Annotated in this window: 16 protein-coding genes; 2 read left to right on the plus strand and 14 right to left on the minus strand. The window is 41.2% G+C overall.

Annotated elements, in window-relative coordinates; translation table 11 throughout:
- Nucleotides 1-211 precede the first annotated feature (211 nt).
- The 14 genes from cas2 to corA form a co-directional block, all read right to left on the minus strand.
- On the minus strand, nt 212-475 hold the full coding sequence (cas2, locus tag AC29Z1_RS03495; protein ID WP_488270072.1) for a CRISPR-associated endonuclease Cas2: 264 nt from the start codon (nt 473-475) through the stop codon (nt 212-214).
- Nucleotides 476-512: 37 nt separating this feature from the next.
- Nucleotides 513-1,562: a type I-B CRISPR-associated endonuclease Cas1b gene (cas1b, locus tag AC29Z1_RS03500; protein ID WP_488270073.1), complete on the minus strand. Its 1,050-nt coding sequence runs from the start codon at nt 1,560-1,562 to the stop codon at nt 513-515.
- The gene (cas4, locus tag AC29Z1_RS03505) at nt 1,540-2,040 is read right to left on the minus strand and encodes a CRISPR-associated protein Cas4 (RefSeq protein ID WP_488270074.1); all 501 of its coding nucleotides are present in this window, start codon (nt 2,038-2,040) and stop codon (nt 1,540-1,542) included. Before cas4 ends, cas1b begins: the two co-directional genes overlap by 23 nt.
- Before the next feature lie 148 nt (nt 2,041-2,188).
- Nucleotides 2,189-4,432, minus strand: a complete 2,244-nt coding sequence (gene cas3 / locus AC29Z1_RS03510) for a CRISPR-associated helicase Cas3' (protein WP_488270075.1) — start codon at nt 4,430-4,432, stop codon at nt 2,189-2,191.
- Nucleotides 4,383-5,099 (minus strand): type I-B CRISPR-associated protein Cas5b, encoded by a 717-nt coding sequence (gene cas5b / locus AC29Z1_RS03515; protein WP_488270076.1) that lies wholly within the window; start codon nt 5,097-5,099, stop codon nt 4,383-4,385. Before cas5b ends, cas3 begins: the two co-directional genes overlap by 50 nt.
- A 4-nt stretch (nt 5,100-5,103) precedes the next feature.
- Nucleotides 5,104-6,012: a type I-B CRISPR-associated protein Cas7/Csh2 gene (gene cas7b, locus AC29Z1_RS03520; protein ID WP_488270077.1), complete on the minus strand. Its 909-nt coding sequence runs from the start codon at nt 6,010-6,012 to the stop codon at nt 5,104-5,106.
- Nucleotides 6,013-6,025: 13 nt separating this feature from the next.
- On the minus strand, nt 6,026-6,442 hold the full coding sequence (locus tag AC29Z1_RS03525) for a hypothetical protein (RefSeq protein ID WP_488270078.1): 417 nt from the start codon (nt 6,440-6,442) through the stop codon (nt 6,026-6,028).
- Nucleotides 6,439-7,971 (minus strand): hypothetical protein, encoded by a 1,533-nt coding sequence (locus AC29Z1_RS03530; RefSeq protein ID WP_488270079.1) that lies wholly within the window; start codon nt 7,969-7,971, stop codon nt 6,439-6,441. Before AC29Z1_RS03530 ends, AC29Z1_RS03525 begins: the two co-directional genes overlap by 4 nt.
- A gap of 46 nt (nt 7,972-8,017) precedes the next feature.
- Entirely contained in the window at nt 8,018-8,737 is a 720-nt protein-coding gene (gene cas6, locus AC29Z1_RS03535; protein ID WP_488270080.1) for a CRISPR-associated endoribonuclease Cas6, read from the minus strand.
- Between the two features lie 221 nt (nt 8,738-8,958).
- Nucleotides 8,959-9,636 carry a dTMP kinase gene (locus tag AC29Z1_RS03540; RefSeq protein WP_488270081.1) on the minus strand — a complete coding sequence of 226 codons (678 nt, stop codon included), beginning with the start codon at nt 9,634-9,636 and terminating at the stop codon, nt 8,959-8,961.
- 348 nt (nt 9,637-9,984) lie between these two features.
- Nucleotides 9,985-11,454, minus strand: coding sequence for an aminotransferase class I/II-fold pyridoxal phosphate-dependent enzyme (locus AC29Z1_RS03545; RefSeq protein ID WP_488270082.1), 1,470 nt, complete (start codon nt 11,452-11,454; stop codon nt 9,985-9,987).
- A gap of 223 nt (nt 11,455-11,677) precedes the next feature.
- Entirely contained in the window at nt 11,678-12,871 is a 1,194-nt protein-coding gene (locus AC29Z1_RS03550; RefSeq protein WP_488270083.1) for an anaerobic nitric oxide reductase flavorubredoxin, read from the minus strand.
- A gap of 335 nt (nt 12,872-13,206) precedes the next feature.
- The gene (locus tag AC29Z1_RS03555; RefSeq protein WP_488270084.1) at nt 13,207-14,415 is read right to left on the minus strand and encodes a sensor histidine kinase; all 1,209 of its coding nucleotides are present in this window, start codon (nt 14,413-14,415) and stop codon (nt 13,207-13,209) included.
- A 226-nt stretch (nt 14,416-14,641) separates the two neighbouring features.
- Entirely contained in the window at nt 14,642-15,712 is a 1,071-nt protein-coding gene (gene corA / locus AC29Z1_RS03560; RefSeq protein WP_488270085.1) for a magnesium/cobalt transporter CorA, read from the minus strand.
- Nucleotides 15,713-15,908: 196 nt separating this feature from the next.
- Between corA and AC29Z1_RS03565 the strand changes: the two genes are divergently transcribed.
- Complete coding sequence (locus AC29Z1_RS03565; protein ID WP_488270087.1) at nt 15,909-16,106, plus strand: Spo0E family sporulation regulatory protein-aspartic acid phosphatase; 198 nt, start codon at nt 15,909-15,911, stop codon at nt 16,104-16,106.
- Between the two features lie 142 nt (nt 16,107-16,248).
- On the plus strand, nt 16,249-16,668 hold the full coding sequence (locus tag AC29Z1_RS03570) for a MaoC family dehydratase (RefSeq protein WP_488270086.1): 420 nt from the start codon (nt 16,249-16,251) through the stop codon (nt 16,666-16,668).
- The last annotated feature ends 132 nt before the right edge of the window (nt 16,669-16,800 follow it).

Genomic DNA, 16,800 nt, shown 5'->3' on the forward strand with positions numbered 1-16,800 from the left:
TTGCTTTTACCACGGCTGGAAACGACTGTATCTAACTCCCAGTGTCCAAAACTTTAGTTCTAGCTTGCCTCGTTCAAATGTGGTAAGATGGGTATAGCTCATGATTGATTCTCCTGTGTAAAAATGGTGTTGTGGTGACTTCATTTTATACACGAATCAGTCATGAGTCATTCTTTTTTATCTGTCGCACTTAATTTTACAATTCGTCTCATTAAATAATATTACTGGTACTTATACGCTCTTGTCCTATAATTTCACGAGTAGAATATTTTGTTGTACGCAAATTGTATATAATAATCGAATCTGTTTCTCTATCGATAATTCTTCCAAGTTCCATTGTTAGCTTTTTATAGTTGGCTTCTGAAATTTCCCCTTCTAGGACGGAATTTTGAACCCAATTTAAATATTGACGACACTTTTTCAATACCTTTCCCACCCGTTTTTCATTAACATCATAGACAAGAATGATATACATATCTTCCTCCCGGGTTATGATGCAATTGCATCTCCAATTACCAGTTGGCTACAAAAGGTTCATAACTTTTCTCACCCATTAAATGTTTTTCAAGTTTATAAACTTCCAGACGAATTAAGCGCCGATAAGAAACAGGCCGACCAATGTCACGATGGGTAATTGTCGTTTTAAGCTTATTTTCAAGCTCTTCAATGAAACATTTTTTCCCTTTTTCCTTGAGCATAATTCCTTCTGAACCTTTTTCGAAATCATTCTTAGTAATCATTTTCCGACCTATACAAGTAAAAATAGTTCGGTCTACAATTATCGGCTTAAAAATTTCTGCTATATCCAGGTTAAGTGAAAACCGCCGAAAATTAGTGGAATGTAGGTAACCAATACGTGGATCTAAATGGGTTTTATAAATTTCACTTAGGCACAAGGAGTATATTAGCGAGTTACCAAAGCTGATCAATGTATTCAAATAATTTTTCGGCGGGCGACGCGTCCGTTCTTCAAAACAAAAGTCATCATCACCAATAATCCAATCAAATGCTTTATAATACTGTTCACGGATATTGCCTTCCATAGCCATTAATGCAGGTATTGTCAAAGTATTTATTATTTCTGAATACAATGCTTCTATCGTCTGAAGGGGCTGCTCGACCTCCTTGCCCCGATTCAAATAATATTTTAATACTTGTCGAATATTTTTCGCGGCTCCAATAACGAACTGTTTAGCAATCTCTAATCTTTTATTTTCATCCAAATAAAATTCGGCTTGTTTAAGGATAGCATATCCAGAGTTTAGATGCTCCCTTGGATAAAAACTCCCCATGTAATAACCATAATGATTAAAGTAATGTAAAATTATTTCTTTTTGAGATAAAAACTCGAGAAGCTTTTTATTAAAATTAACCTCACCAAAAATCATAATGTCGCCAACATCCTCAACAGGTAAAAACCGTCTTCCACTAGCGCTTTCAAAAAAAATGGTATTGTCTTTACGTTTCAATTCGCCATCAGAAAAAAAGTATAATGTTTTTTTCACAACTTTCTTTCCTCCGCTTGTTTCACAGTCTTCGTTAGCACCAGCAATATTCAACATAAGCACATTTTTTACAAAAAGCAATTTTCTTGGGAGATTGTGGCGTATTTAAGTGTAAAATGCGCAGAATATCACGCTTAGCTCTTTCCAGTTCACTTTCTAGCTTTTCATCAAGAATAACATCTTCTCGCACCTTTTCTTTAGGAAAGCGTAGTTCACCCCTTGCATTAATTCCACGCTCTTTCAGTTCAGATAAATAAAAGGCCAACTGCATTTTCGCACTCTGAAGGTATTTAGAACTTTTCTTGACCTCACCAATAACCATTTGCCCATCATCCATATAGATAAGGTCAATCTTACTGCCGCCAACCGCAATTTCTTTTTTCTCGCGCTGGTAGGATGTCTCGCTAATATAGCGTCCAATAACTACATTATCATTTTCCTGATCCGGAGTAATATTATGGCCCATTAACCAGACTTCTCGCGGGCATATGTAGTAATACCAAATCAAAGTTCCATTAACCCGAATATCATCCATCAGGTCTACCACCTTTAAACAACATGAATGAAACCTGTTGTATAAACACCACTATGGAGTCAAATACCCCTCTGAGCACACCGGCAGGATATTTATGCAAATATACAGATTAGTATAAACAGGAGCTTCCTTTACAGCCTATTTCTTGTTACCATGCAATTTCACTAAAGTCTACTCCACCTTCTTCCGGCGGAATAAAACCTAGCCGGGGATGATACAAGCCGTCTTCTTTAATGGCTGCTTTACTTAAAAAATAAGCTTTACCACCAAATATTTCTCTAAATACCTTCTCACCATCTTCACTATAAAAGCTAGAAGTCTTCCATTCACAGGCATTTATCCATTTTTCCGGAATTTCAATGGCAAACTGCTGAAGCTGCTGCATAAGTCTTTTTTGCTCGTCGCGGCTTTCCAAAGTCCATTCTGTTGTTTGAAGCCTGTCTATTATTGACCAAACCATATCATTTTCTTCAACAAAAATGGTAACCGTGTCCCGGAACGAGTCTTCAATTAGCTTAGGAATACTATTCCATTTTCCCTGAGCCAAATTTGTAAAAATCGGTTCAGGAGTTACTTCTTTCGCACACCGGTAATACTGATCAATAATGACTGGTACATCCCGCTCATCAAATTCGGGATATTTACTTAGTACTGATTTCGCACTATCAATAAGTACATCATGATATACCTTTTTCCAAAAGGGCTGTCCACTGTCTCCCACCAATTCTGCCACAACTACCATGCCGGGTTGGGAATGGGATAAATGCCTGTTGCAGCGTCCTGCGGCCTGAATAATACTGTCCAGAGGACCAAAATCCCTAAATACCCAGCCAAAATCTAAATCCACTCCGGCCTCTACTACTTGTGTGGCAACCAGATAATGTCTTTGGTTACCCATAGTTTTTAATTCATTAAGTGTCTGCTGCCTTCGCCAGGGTGTAACCCAGCCACTTAAAAAGAATATATTTGCTTTGACATCCAGCTCACTTAAAATTCGATATACGTCGAGCGCTACTTTCTTTCGATTTACAACGATCATACCAGATTTTTGCCGCAAAGGCACATTATCGCTGAGCAAATTAGGTAGCATGTCTAGCTGATATTTTCCATGTAGTATTTTATATCGATGCCGTACATACGGAAAGGCCAAACCAGGCGGAGCAAGCTCTTCTTGCGCGGGGATATGCGGCTGCGTAGCAGTCATAAGCAAGAAATACACATTCCATTTTTTGCTGAGATATCCTAGTACTTTACCAAAATGTTCCCAATACTGCGGCGGAATGGTTTGTGGTTCATCCAAAATAACAACAGCATTATGCAACCGGTGAAAATTCATCGTATGGTTGGCACGAGAGTTAAACAGCGCATCCCAAAGTTGGACTAGGGTAGTCAGTATAACTGGTTCCCTCCAATAACGGAACAGAGACGACATTTTGCGCCAAACCAATTCCCCGCTCGGTTGCGGCAAATCTCCTTGTTCTTGCCGATCATATGCAAGACTGTGATCTTCTTGTACAAATTTTTCCCCAAAAACTGTTTTTGCCACTTGGGTTGTTTGTTCTACAATACTGATAAACGGCAATGCATAAATGATAGTATGCAAACCATGCCGTTTGCTCCATTCATGCGCTATAGACAGACCAGTCAATGTTTTGCCAGCTCCGGTAGGTAATGTAAGTGTATATACTCCGGGTGTTTTTACTTTTCTCGCTTGTTGAAAACAGAATTCCTGTATATGTTGCCGCCATTGATCCATAACCTCAGAGGGTGATTTCATGGAGGGCCAAACGAAAGCAGGTACCTCCCTGCGCATAAGCCCCTCTACTCCAATAGCTTCCATGCGGTCAGCTGTTATCAGCAACGAATATAAGCTGCGGACCGTAAGCCATTGTTCAATATCATCTAAATTCTGAAGCTCCATAAGACATTTATTAATAACTTTGCAGTCTTTTTCTTCCAGTTTCCACGGCCAACACGGAATTAATTCTTGCATTCGCTTTTGTTCTTTGCATAATCTCTCTTTACTCAATATCCAATCTGAGAATATTTCTGTCACATCATAGAGATGAGTATGATGGCGGCAGACTACCTCTGCCGCCATTACATTTTTTACGAGACTGTAGGTAAACCAAGCCGATGGTTTGGCATGATTAATCCCAGGTCCTTTATGTTTTAAGTAAGCCTGAAAGTCGGGATGGATTTTAACAATGTCATGAGTCAAACCAACAGCCCAAAGCAACTCTGAATCAATATGAATTCCAGCCTGTTCTGCCAAGGCTTCCATAAGATTGGCGACAGCCTCTAGGTGATTCATTAGCAGCTTACCCGGATGGCTCTCTGCATTACCAAGCAGGGAACCAAGCAATAAACGAATCTCGGTAACGCGTGACATCCAATCCCTCCCATGAAAGTAAATGTATTTGGTTCTCCGGTGTTGCAGAATAGAGAACAGGTACACTTTCTTCCAGTGATCTTTTAGCAGATAACCGAAAAGGCAATCTCTCACGAAATATGCCTTTTGAATTAATAATGTCAATTTCAAACATTTGTCCCCGAACTTGTGGCAACACACTGTTAAGACTTATAGCTTGCTCCTTAACTACCTCCCAGGTAAAATCCCCGTTATAACGTATGTCTGCTAATGCATAGGCCACGCCGAGATAAGGAGTATAAATGAAAGTCCCAGTCTCTAGATGTTTGCGCAGTTCTTCTTCCAAGCCGCCCTGAACATAAATACGATAATGAGGATTTCTAACAAACTGGTGTTTTACCTGAATATGAGGGCTTTTTTGTGGTTCTTTGACATTCCAAAAATTGATTGTTGCTGAGGTCCAACGAGTAGTATTTAGTATAGATATAGCAATTCGGGTACCACTAAGTTTGTCCCAGTAGCAAGCTGAATCACCTTCTGCAGCGCTCCCATTGTTATAACCCGCAATCGCTGCTATTAACCCCGCTACACTGGTAGGGGGCGGAAATGGAAAAGATACCGATGATGTCGTGGTATATGGCCGCCGAAACATGGCAATTGGTCCTGATATTTCAAATGCAATCGCCATGGTTTCACCTCGTCTGCAGTGAGAATTTACCACCTAATAATTCTTTAAGTTCTGATAGCCCTTTTAGCTGTAGTTCAACATCCAACCAGACTCTCACTTCCTCGATTTTGTCCACTATTTGCTCCAAACGGAGATTGACAAGTGAAATATCTAGTAAATAATCTTTAGGATGGCGAATAGAGAGTTGCTGATCCTCTGTCAGTCTTTCCCCCTCCGGTGTTAATAACGCCAACCGTTCATCTAATGAACCTGCTGCCCCAATAAATCCTGGCTTATAAATAATCTCTAGCAGCAAGCGCGGCACATGTCCAATTTTACTCCGAGTAATTAGATTTGTTGTCCCATTCCAGAGCCCCTTACTTACTTGATTAATATCTTCTTCCGTCGCTCCGGTAGCTTGAGAAGAATATTGATTGGCAATCCCATAAACACCTAGTAATGCAAATGGCACTATATACTCATTTCGGAAAGAGCGCTGTTCGCTGTTATCTTTGGTAGCAAAAGCCGCCGTACCTTGCACCAATTCCGCCTTAGTACGGTGAAGCGTCCGCCCCCACTTAAACTGCACTGGTCCAATCCATGAAAAAGATTCTTTATCCAATGCAAACGTAACTCCAAAGACTCTCGCATCTATGCAATGTGTTAATGCTTCCCGTCCGGTTTTGACCTTGAACTTGTCTTTTAACTCTTTAATTCGTGAATGTAATGTCTTCGCTTCTCCATCCACGAAAACATCCAAACCTTCTCGTAACCATTGATCCCGAATGGTTCGCTTAATACGAACGTCTGAAACCAATACTTGCCCAGTCTCAGCATCATATCGGGGATGATTCGCATTCAAAGGGTCCCCATTTGGGTTAGCATCTTTTACACTATATACAAACAAAAATTCCCGTCTTTTTTCAAAAGCCATGTTCAGTACCTCCTTATTCACTCACTAAACTTGAAGTATTACTTTGATCGAAAATTTTCCAATAATACTCCCAGGCATTTAAAAAAGCTACAGAAAAGACAAAGTTGCCATCTACACCTAAATCTCCCTTTCCATTTAGCAACAGTTCGCCTGCTACCCCTGACAATTTTCGTAAATAAGCTCCTGATTTTTTCAATTCTTCGTAAGCAGCAATTAACTCCGGTACTCGGCTTAAATGCCTGAGCAAATCTCTGCGTTGCATTTTACCAAAGATAATCTGTTTAAACATTGGTGCCGCATCTATCTCGCCACCTCTACCTGCCTGTCCCTTAGCAATGACCCCCAATATAATACCGCTAAGAAATACTCCTTTTCCCATTGGAGTTTTCATATAAGGGTCTGCGTATTCATCCAGCCAACCTAAGTTCATTCCCCTCGCCTCCTGTTAGCCCGTATAAGAAAATCAATAACTTCCGCCATTCCCCGGACTTTCAACCTGCCTGGCAATTCCTCCTTATGTCTCGGTCTAAGCCAGTCCGGATTGGTAAACAACCCAGAAAAACGCGCTACCATAATATTTTTTAACCCCAATATATCAACAGGGTCATCATTCAGCAATGCACCAATGATAAAGAGAGCTTTTTCACGCATGGATTTTCGGTCTTGCTCACTTTTTCCACCTAAAGATAATATAACAGCAACAATTTGCCGGAAGGCTTGATCCAGACCAATAGCCCCTTCATCCATATCCTCGTTACCGCGATAGGTTTTACAAGTTTGGAGCCAGAGTTTCCTCAATCGTTGTAGGCGTGTCGGGGGTACATCTTCCACTAAAAAATGCACTTTTACTTGCGCATTATTAAGTTCAGTAAAGAGAAAATGGTATATAAGCCCTTCACCTTGGTCAGCTAAGTATTCAAATATTTCAGTTTCGACTTTAATCCCAGTTTCCAGAAATCGCTTGGTTTGTTCTGAAACACCTTTTAGTGTCTTAAGATTTTCTGAATACACTTCTGGTATCACATAAAGATTAATTTTGGAAAACGTTTTCAAATTATTTTTAAATTTGTTTTCCATCTCCGTTTTTCCGGCAGAAAGCAATGAGTAACATTCAGCGCATATAGGGAAGGTTTTTTCCCTGATTTTCGCTCCATCTCGTACTCCTGGCAAAAAACTTTTTTTGTCAAAAGTAGCAAATTTAAAGACCTTGTCCATTGTCTCGACTTTAGCAGAATATTCTCCACATACGGCACACTGGTATGTTACAGGATTACTACTGGATCTTTTTTTTTCGACTATGCTACTGGATCTTTTCTTTCCGGCTTTTAAGTCAGACGTTAATTTATTTTTAAAATAAGCAATAAACGCAGGAACCTGTCCTGGAAACAAAAATGTTTCACCAGCATCAATACCAAAAATCAACAGGTATGAACGCTTTTTGTCTTCCCAGCGTGCCGCAACTTCTTCCACCCGAGCAACAAGATCCTCCATAATACGCGCCGTACTGCCTTCGGTAAAAAAGCCGGTATCTTCAAAATGTTGTAACACTACCTTGCGTAATTTATAAAACCGGCTGTTTTTATCTTGGGTCCAACCATTCCCTAGTAAAAGATTTTTGCTATCTTTTTCCCCTTTGCCCAACTTAAAAATTGGCGAAAAACTCCACTGGGCTGCAGCACCTACCGGTTTCCGATAAAGATACCGTTCTTTAATCTGGTCTTCATTATCAAATCCGGGATAATCCCGCAAATCAATTTTGCTAATCCCCTGTATATCTAAACTTGCTGCATTAGGGTCAGCTACTTTTAGCCAAATACGGATAACCCGTGCCCGCCGATCTTCAGCTTCTCCCAACGGATGCGGCAATTGCAAGAAATTAATGATATCGCCTAATATCGAGCCCTCATTTCTTTGTTGTGCTAATAAACCTAACCCATAAACAGCATTCAAAAATCCCATGATTTCACCTCCGTTTGTTGCTTTAAGCTTCAAACTACCCTCTCAGCTACTCTGATCCTACCAGCAAACACCCCATTCCTTGCGCGTTTTTACTACCAAGCCCTCCATCTACTGCCATTTGCAGCAGTTCTCGGGGCCCTTCGAGTTGCATAACCCCCGAATATCCTTTAATTACGGTACCCTTATATTGCAGTAAATTCATCTTCAAATTGCCTCTTGCACATACGCGTACTAACCCTTCAGAAGCCTCCGTGCCATGATAAGCTTTATATTTTTTTCTTAAATTTGCGGTAATCAACTCATTATAGTCAGGATCGCCTGGTTGAAAGTAAACCGTATATTTGCGTCCATCCGGCCGCAGCATAGTCGAATAAACAGTAACCGGTGACAAGGTATGTACAGTAACACGGTCTTGTTTTATGCTTATTTGCTTAGCACTAATTTCTGTAATCTCTACACAGGCGTCGCCTAGCTGCCAAAATCCCGCCCGTAATAAGCCTGCTGCCAATGACTGAACGAACTCTGTTACTGGTGAAGCAATAATAAGCTTCAGTTCATTACCAAAGTGTATCGTCCGATTACTCTTATTCATAGTAAAGTTCCCCATAAGCCGAGAAAAGCAAAATAACCGGAAAACCCGCCCATCAGCAACATACCCTTGTCCATGCATCCGGTCTGCTAAGCGGAGATCAATGGAGTGATAAATCGCACTTTGTATGAAATAATTATAATCAACAGGCAAGGTTAGTCCCTTGCCTGTATTCATGCGAAGAGTAATGTGCAAAATAGTAACTCCTTTCTGCGTAAAGTTAATTGTACAATATTTAGCATTCGATAATTTTCTCCTTAATCCTTCCTAAAATTCCATATTATTGAAATTAATGCGATTTTTGTTTTATTTGTCCTTAAAAAATTGTCATTTCGTAAATTAACCCCCTAAAAGCATTACGCTTCTAAGGGGTTAATTCAACGCATCCAATGGCCCAACTACTCTCTGACAATAAGGGTGCCCAGCGACTGATATAATTCCTCATGAATTTGTTCAATCGTTTTTATGTGTCCATTATCTACGCAATCTACCTTATGCCAGCCAAACCTGCCAGCAATTTCACAGGCATTAGTAAAACAATATGACAAATAATCACTATTTTGCTCATGGATGTCTTTACCATTGCCGGCTTTATTTTCGCGTCCGCGCATAAGTTCCTGACTAACAGCTGGTGGCATTGCCAAAAAAAAGACTTTATCCGGTACCGGCAAGCCGCATTTAACAAACTCAAAGTCCCATAACCATTCAAGATAACGTTCTTTCTCGGTTTTATCTTTGATTTTGGCTGCCTGATGAATCATATTGGAAGTAGTATAACGGTCGGCAATAACAATACCGCCACTCAAATAGAACTTTTCCCAATCCTGTTTATAGGACGCAATCCGATCCACCGCATAAAAGGCTGAGGCTGCATAGGCATTGACATCCTCCGGCCGGTCACCGAAATCACCGTTCAGATACATTTTGACCAATGCTGACGATGGGCTTTGGTAGTTAGGAAAATTCACCTTACGCACAGCAAAGCCTTCTGCCATAAGACGGATAGCCAGCTTTTCAGACTGAGTGGCCTTGCCACTGCCGTCCGTACCCTCAATTACAATCAATTTGCCTTTCACATGTAGTCCCCCGTATCTTTTTTTATCTTACATTCTAAGCCTAAACTCCAGCCTCTACCGGCGGGGTCTGTTCAGGGGAAATGGACTCACCACCTAAGCCCCTGTCATTTCAGCTTTGTTGAATAAGTTCATTACCAGTTATCCAAACCGGTTTCTATCACCGGCATTACGTGCTCAGTATTACATTATACTACAAAAAATAGCCGAACAGTTATAGAAGTAATTGGCTCCTTTGCCCAATGACCTTGCGTCTTGGTAGACAAAAGCAAAAGCCGCCCACCTTCGGGCGGCCTTACCGCAAATAGAAATTGCTGCTTTATCAGCGTTTCATTTTTCTTATTTTTCCCATCAGTCTACCACTTTAATAGTTCGAAGTAAATAGTCCTCCGGTCCGGAGATATGTAATCCCGCCTGTTGCAGAGCAAGGCAATAATCAATAATCTCCTGGGTAATTCTCTCCCCCGGACAGAGCAAGGGAATTCCTGGTGGATAGAATGTAACAATTTCGGCGCAAATCATACCTGCCGAATCACGAAACGGCACCATACAAGTATTGCCAAACAGCGCATCTCGCGGTGAGATGACTTGTTCCGGTGGATCTGGGTGTTTGGCTGCATTATAAATGGAATTAATCGCCGAAAAATCACGCGTGCCATGGTGGGTAGCCGCCATGTCCCTGAGAGCAGCTATAAGCGCCTCGACCTCGCGCTCGGTATCGCCAAGGGTAATGAGAAACAAAATATTATACACATCAGACAACTCTACCTGCACTTTATACTGATGGCGCAAAATCCGTTCAGCTTCTGCACCTTTTAATCCTAACCCCTTGACAGTGACAGTAACCTTAGTCCAATCCATACTATATACACCGGGATTACCCAGTTTTTCTTCACCAAAACAATACAGGCCAGGAATCTTGTTTATCTCCCGCCGAGCATAATTCGCTAAATCAACTGCCCGCTCAATCAGTTCGTGCCCTTGTGTAGCCATCTGCATTCTAGCCACATCCAAAGAAGCAAGCAGTATATAATTAGGGCTGGTTGACTGGACTAACTGCAGCATGGCCTTAAGGCGTGGTACCCGGATCCGGCCTTCACGACAGTGCACTAACGAGCATTGGGTTAAAGCCCCAATAATTTTATGCGTGCTTTGAGCTACAATATCTGCACCAGCGTCTAGTGCCTGAATCGGCAGCCTATCTGAGAATTTGAGATGCGGCCCATGTGCTTCATCAACTACAACCGGAATATCATAACTATGTACTATATCAATTATTTTTTTCAGATCGGTAGCTACGCCGTAATACGTGGGATTAATAATAAGCACACCCTTGGCGTCAGGATGGTCTGCCAATGCCTGTGATACTGCCTCTGGCGTGACCCCCATAGCCAAACCCAGTTCGTTGTCAACTTCGGGCTGTATAAATACGGGAATAGCACCACTTAAAATAATGCCACCAATGATAGACCGGTGGGCATTACGCGGTACAATAATTTTGTCCCCAGGTCCGGCAATGGTAAGAATCATTGCATAGATGCCACCGGTTGTGCCATTAATCACGAAAAAACTATGATCGGCCCCATAAAGGTCGGCTGCCAAATCCTGGGCTGCCTTGATTGGTCCATGTGGCTCATGTAAATCATCCAGTTCAGCCATAAGCGCTAAATCAAGAGCCAGGGTTTTCTGCGGCACCAAATCAGCATAAACCGGATGCATGCCTTTGCCCATTTTGTGTCCTGGTGTATGAAAAGGAATTACTTCATCCCGTACATAGGTATTCATAGCTGCCAATAATGGCACTTTTCTTTGGTCAAGCATGCCGACCACCGCCTTTTCTTTATTCTTTTATTATACCCCTGCAGGCTGTAAATATTTTAGCATACACCCTTACATGGTACAAGCTGGCAGACAAAGCAGCCCATCCATATAGCAACCGTATCCCCTAACTATTGCGCCATAATTGTATGGTTATTAACTTCGTGAGACAAACAAAAGAGGCCGCCAGTACATCCAGCCACCTCTTTCCCATCATTAGCAAAAACTATTTCTTCCAGATTTCGGCAAATTCTTTGCCAAAACGTTTAGCGTTTTCGGTAGTTTGGGCATCCGGATTCCACAAATTTTTGAATCCCTCATTTACAACTGTAAAACCGGCCGCGGTTAACAGTTCATTAATCATTGTAACCGATTCTCCACTCCAGCCATACGTACCAAAGGCGGCCGCCTTTTTATTCTTGAAAGCGAAACCTCTTATTTCTTCCATGATTCCGGCAACTGATGACAGAATACCTCTGTTGACAGTCGGTGATCCTACTAAGATGCCCTTGGATTTAAATACTTCTGTAATGATGTCATTCTTATCTCTGCGCGCCGTATTATACAGCTTAATATTTACCGTCGAATCACCGACCCTAATTCCAGCAGCAATGGCCTCTGCCAGTTTCCGGGTGCCTTCCCACATGGTATCGTACAAAATAGTAATTTGGTTTTCTTGATAATCGTTAGCCCATTCGGTATACTTTGTAACAATTTGCAGCGGATTATTCCGCCAGATCACACCATGACTGGGACAAATCATATTTATCGGCAGATTATAGCCAACAACCTCCTGAATTTTACGGTCAACTAAACGGTTGAAGGGAGTAAGAATATTAGCATAATATTTCATGCACTCATTATACAGCTCTTCTTGGTCAACAAGGTCGTTAAACATATATTCAGAAGCATAATGCTGACCAAAAGCATCTGTACTAAATAAAATATTGTCGCCGGCAAGATAGCACATCATACTATCCGGCCAATGCAGCATCGGGGTTTCAATAAAAATAAATTCTTTAGACCCGATAGTAAGCTTGTCCCCAGTTTTGACTATATGAAAGTTCCAGTCCTGAAAAAACTGACCTTTTAGCGACTTTACGGAATTAGCGGTACAATATATCGGAGTATTGGGAATTAATTTCATTAATTCGGGCAATCCCCCACTATGGTCAATTTCGCCGTGAGTCATGATGATGTAATCAATCTGATCTAACGCTATTTCCTGTTGGAGGTTTTTCACAAATTCTTGGGCATAAGGCAGCCATACTGTATCAAGCAGAACATTTTTCTCATCCCGAATCAAATAGGCATTGTAGGTTGAACCGCGATGCGTGGAATATTCCTCTCCATGGAACGTTTTCAATTCCCAATCCACTTTTCCTACCCAGGTTACATTCTCGGTGACCCTAAAACGCATAGGTACTGCCTCCCCTAACATTTGGTATATTTCGTTTATGTATTTTTTCCCAAGACACCGTGACCATAATCACAGAACTCCCTAACTCACTACTTCCCAAACAACGCTTAAAGAGAACCCTTATTATGATTGCCAAGCATCATAAAGAAATATGCCCCAAACACTATAGCTTGCACATTTCTTTTTGGTTGTCTAACATCTGTTACAGAAAAAGCACGCCTTGTCAGCAACAAAGCATGCTTTTTCTTATAAGCCGATTATCTACACAAATGCAGGAGATATTGTCAGCAGCAGGGCGAGATGCGTATGAACCACACCTAATCATATTGCTTCTGCTATGCGCCAAGTGGTACGGTAACAAATATCCGAGTACCTTTACCAACCTCTGATTTTATGGTAAGCTCACCGCGCAACAGCTTAATCCGTTCCCGCATACCCATCAAACCAAAGCTTTCTTTCCCTATCGAATCAACGGTTTCGAACCCTTTGCCGTCATCTTCGACTACCGCTGAAACTACACTTGGCCGAAAATCAAAACGCACCCATACGTTTGAGGCCTTAGCGTGTTTTTCCACATTGTTAAGCGCCTCCTGGATAATGCGAAATAAGCCAATTTCAATATGAGGTTCCAACCGTTTCTCTTTGCCAAGCACTTTAACTTCCGTAAAAATACCACTTCGCTCTTTCAACGTTTCCAATATTCGCCGGATGGTAGGAACCAAGCCCAAATCATCCAGCGTCATGGGTCTGAGGTCAAAAATAATTTTCCGTGTTTCTTTCAAGGCTATCCGCATCTGCTCGCGCAAATCTGCCAATTCACTTTTGGCTCTAACCACATCGGTTTCTATTAAGCGCTCGCACACCTCTGCCCGAAAAACAATATTGGCCATAGCCTGTGCCGGACCGTCATGAATTTCGCGTGACACACGCCGTCGTTCTTCTTCCTGCGCTTTAATAATTTTTGCCCCAAAAGCCTGACTGGCCTGCAACGATTCAATCTGATTTACCACATCGCCCATTTGGCTACCCCAATACCCCAATATGGCGCCGACCTGGGAGGCTAATTCCTCAGCTTTCTCCACTGTGGTTTTTAATGATTTTAACCGAATCTCCAGTTCATCACGCTGACGTCGCAAATTTTGTTCCTGAAGCCTAGCCATAGCCAGTTCCAGTTGAACACTGCTAGTATCCTCATAAGCCGCTTTAATATCTTCTTCCGTATATTTATGAAAATTACGGCTAACTTCCATCAGCCGATATCGTGCTCTGCGTTCTTTTTTTTCCAATTCATCGACCTTAAAGATGATATCTGCCGTTTCCTGTTTAATCCGTTCAACAGCCAAACGGACCCTTTCCATCTCGGCTCGAGCGGCATCATATATCTCGTATATCTGTGCTTTGCTTTTTTCCACTGCAGTAATGATATTTTTTACAATTTTATCTAACGCTTGGGGATCAATATTTTTCATTCTGTCACCACTCTTACTTTCAAGTACTATTACTATAGGCAAAGTTATCATTACTAAACTAAGCACAGTAACCATTAAGGTATATACTAAAAAAAGGGGGCCCTTTCCCCCTTTTTTATGTATTGGGACCACGATTTAGACCAATATATATAATATTGTCTCACGGACATTTTTGCATAGATATGCAATTACTATATCTAACACCAATTTTACATTTTTCGTGATAAATAAGTCAAGAGAAACAACCGAAACTCTAGCCATATCAGCAGTATAGTTGTATGATTAACATACCAACGGTGCATTATAGCCAGCGCTTTTTACGAAAATAGCAGACCATCAGAAGACCGATCGCCAACATAACCGATAAAATCATAATATAGCCATATTCCCAATGAAGCTCAGGCATATTCTCAAAATTCATGCCGTACACTCCGGCAATAAAAGTAAGAGGGATAAAAATGGTAGAAATAATGGTAAGCATTTTCATGACTTCGCTCATTCGGTTGCTAACAGTTGATAAATAAACATCCAACATGCTTGACAGCATATCTCGATAAATTTCGATTGTCTCAATCACCTGAATGACATGATCATATACATCCCGCAAATAAACAAACGTCGCTTCCTGAATCTGAGAAGCCCTTCCCCGCTCTAGTGCACTGACCAATTCCCGTACAGGCCAAACCGATTTGCGCAAGAATAGCATCTCATGTTTTAACTCATGCAATTCCTGCAATACCTCAGGCCGTGGATCGGCAGCAATTTGGTCTTCGAGAATTTCTATTTTTTCTCCTAAATGTTCCAGCAACAAAAAATAATGATCAACTACACAGTCGAGCAAAGCATAAAAAAGATAATCCGCTCCCAATTGGCGAATTTTACCGCGTCCTGTCTTAATTTGCTCATATACATTTTTCAAAACATCTTGTTCTCCAGGCGGACTTTCCATAAAAGAAATGACATAATTGGGCCCCAAAATAAAACTCACCTGCTCGGCTCGGTAATCCTTCTGAGTTGCGGTTATTGTTAGCGATTTTACGATTACACACAAATACATACCATAATCACTAAGCTTAGGACGCTGATTGGTATGCAAAATATCTTCCAACACCAGCGGATGTATAGAAAACTGTTGCCCAATCCTTTCGACGGCCGCAGAAGTAAGCCCTCGCACATGTATCCAAGTTACCCCAGGCTTGGCTACCAGTTGCATCAAATCAGCGATTGCCATATTATTTATTTCAGTTACTGTCTCGCTGTTATATTTCAGCACAGTTATCTGCACTTTGTCAGTTCGCATATTTCCGGAATACAACAGGGTACCTGGCGGCAACCCCACTTTAGAAGCAAGATTCCTAGCAATTCTAGGCATAATCCACCTCATATAAAAAAGTTGAAAGATTACCCTCGCTTGTATTGAATATCTATAGTTATTTAATTATATATATTTATTGTTGAGAGATTATATTTATGGTTTTGAAAATAAACCCGGATCAATTTGTGATATGTATCATATTGTAATGGCACACTAGTAAAATCATGGCATTAGAAGGAATAAGGTGAATACAATGTTAACAAAATTAGTGGAAGAGATTGAGAGAGTGCGGGACAAAATGCACCGCCAAGCAGAAGCGACAGATATCGCACATCCTGATGTTATCCAACTTAGCCGCAAATTGGACAAGCTCATTGTGCAGTATCAGTACTATACCCTCCGCCTAAAACCAGGACAGTTTCGTGAGGAACATAGGGTTCAAGTTCCATAATCCAGCATTTGACCTGTAGCTCTATTTTCATTCTGGCTGAACTATAAAATTATCAAGAGGTAATTCCAGCACTGACTGTCGAAAATAACAAGGAGCCGCCCAACGAATAAGCGGCCACAATTGCGAATAAGGAGTATTGGTTATGGTGCAAGAAATAAAATTTGCCGACATCAAAATTGGCGACAAAGCTAGCATGTCCAAAACAATTTCCGAGTATGACGTATATACCTTTGCTGGCCTCAGTGGAGATTTTAATCCCGTTCATATCAATGCTGAATTTGCTAAAACCACCATCTTCAAAGAACGTATCGCTCATGGCATGTTATCTGCCGCCTTTATTTCGGCGGTACTTGGCACAGCCCTTCCTGGTGCAAACAGCATTTACCTTGTCCAAGAACTAGCCTTCAAAGCGCCGGTGAAAATCGGCGATACCATTACTGCTACGGTAGAAGTCATCGAAAAACTCGAAGCCAAAAACCAGTTAATTTTAAAAACCACAGTAACCAATCAAAGAGGCACGGTAGTCATCGACGGCAAAGCTACTGTATTGAAAAAAGACTAACACTCAAAAAACGGATACTGTTAAACAGCATCGATTGTTACTGTCATACTTGTTTAAAACATGTTAATAATAAAGCGAGGATGCGGATCCATTTTCAAGGTAGTCCACAGCCTCGCTTTTTGTCTCAAAAAT

This window comes from Sporomusa sp. (genome assembly GCF_057736855.1).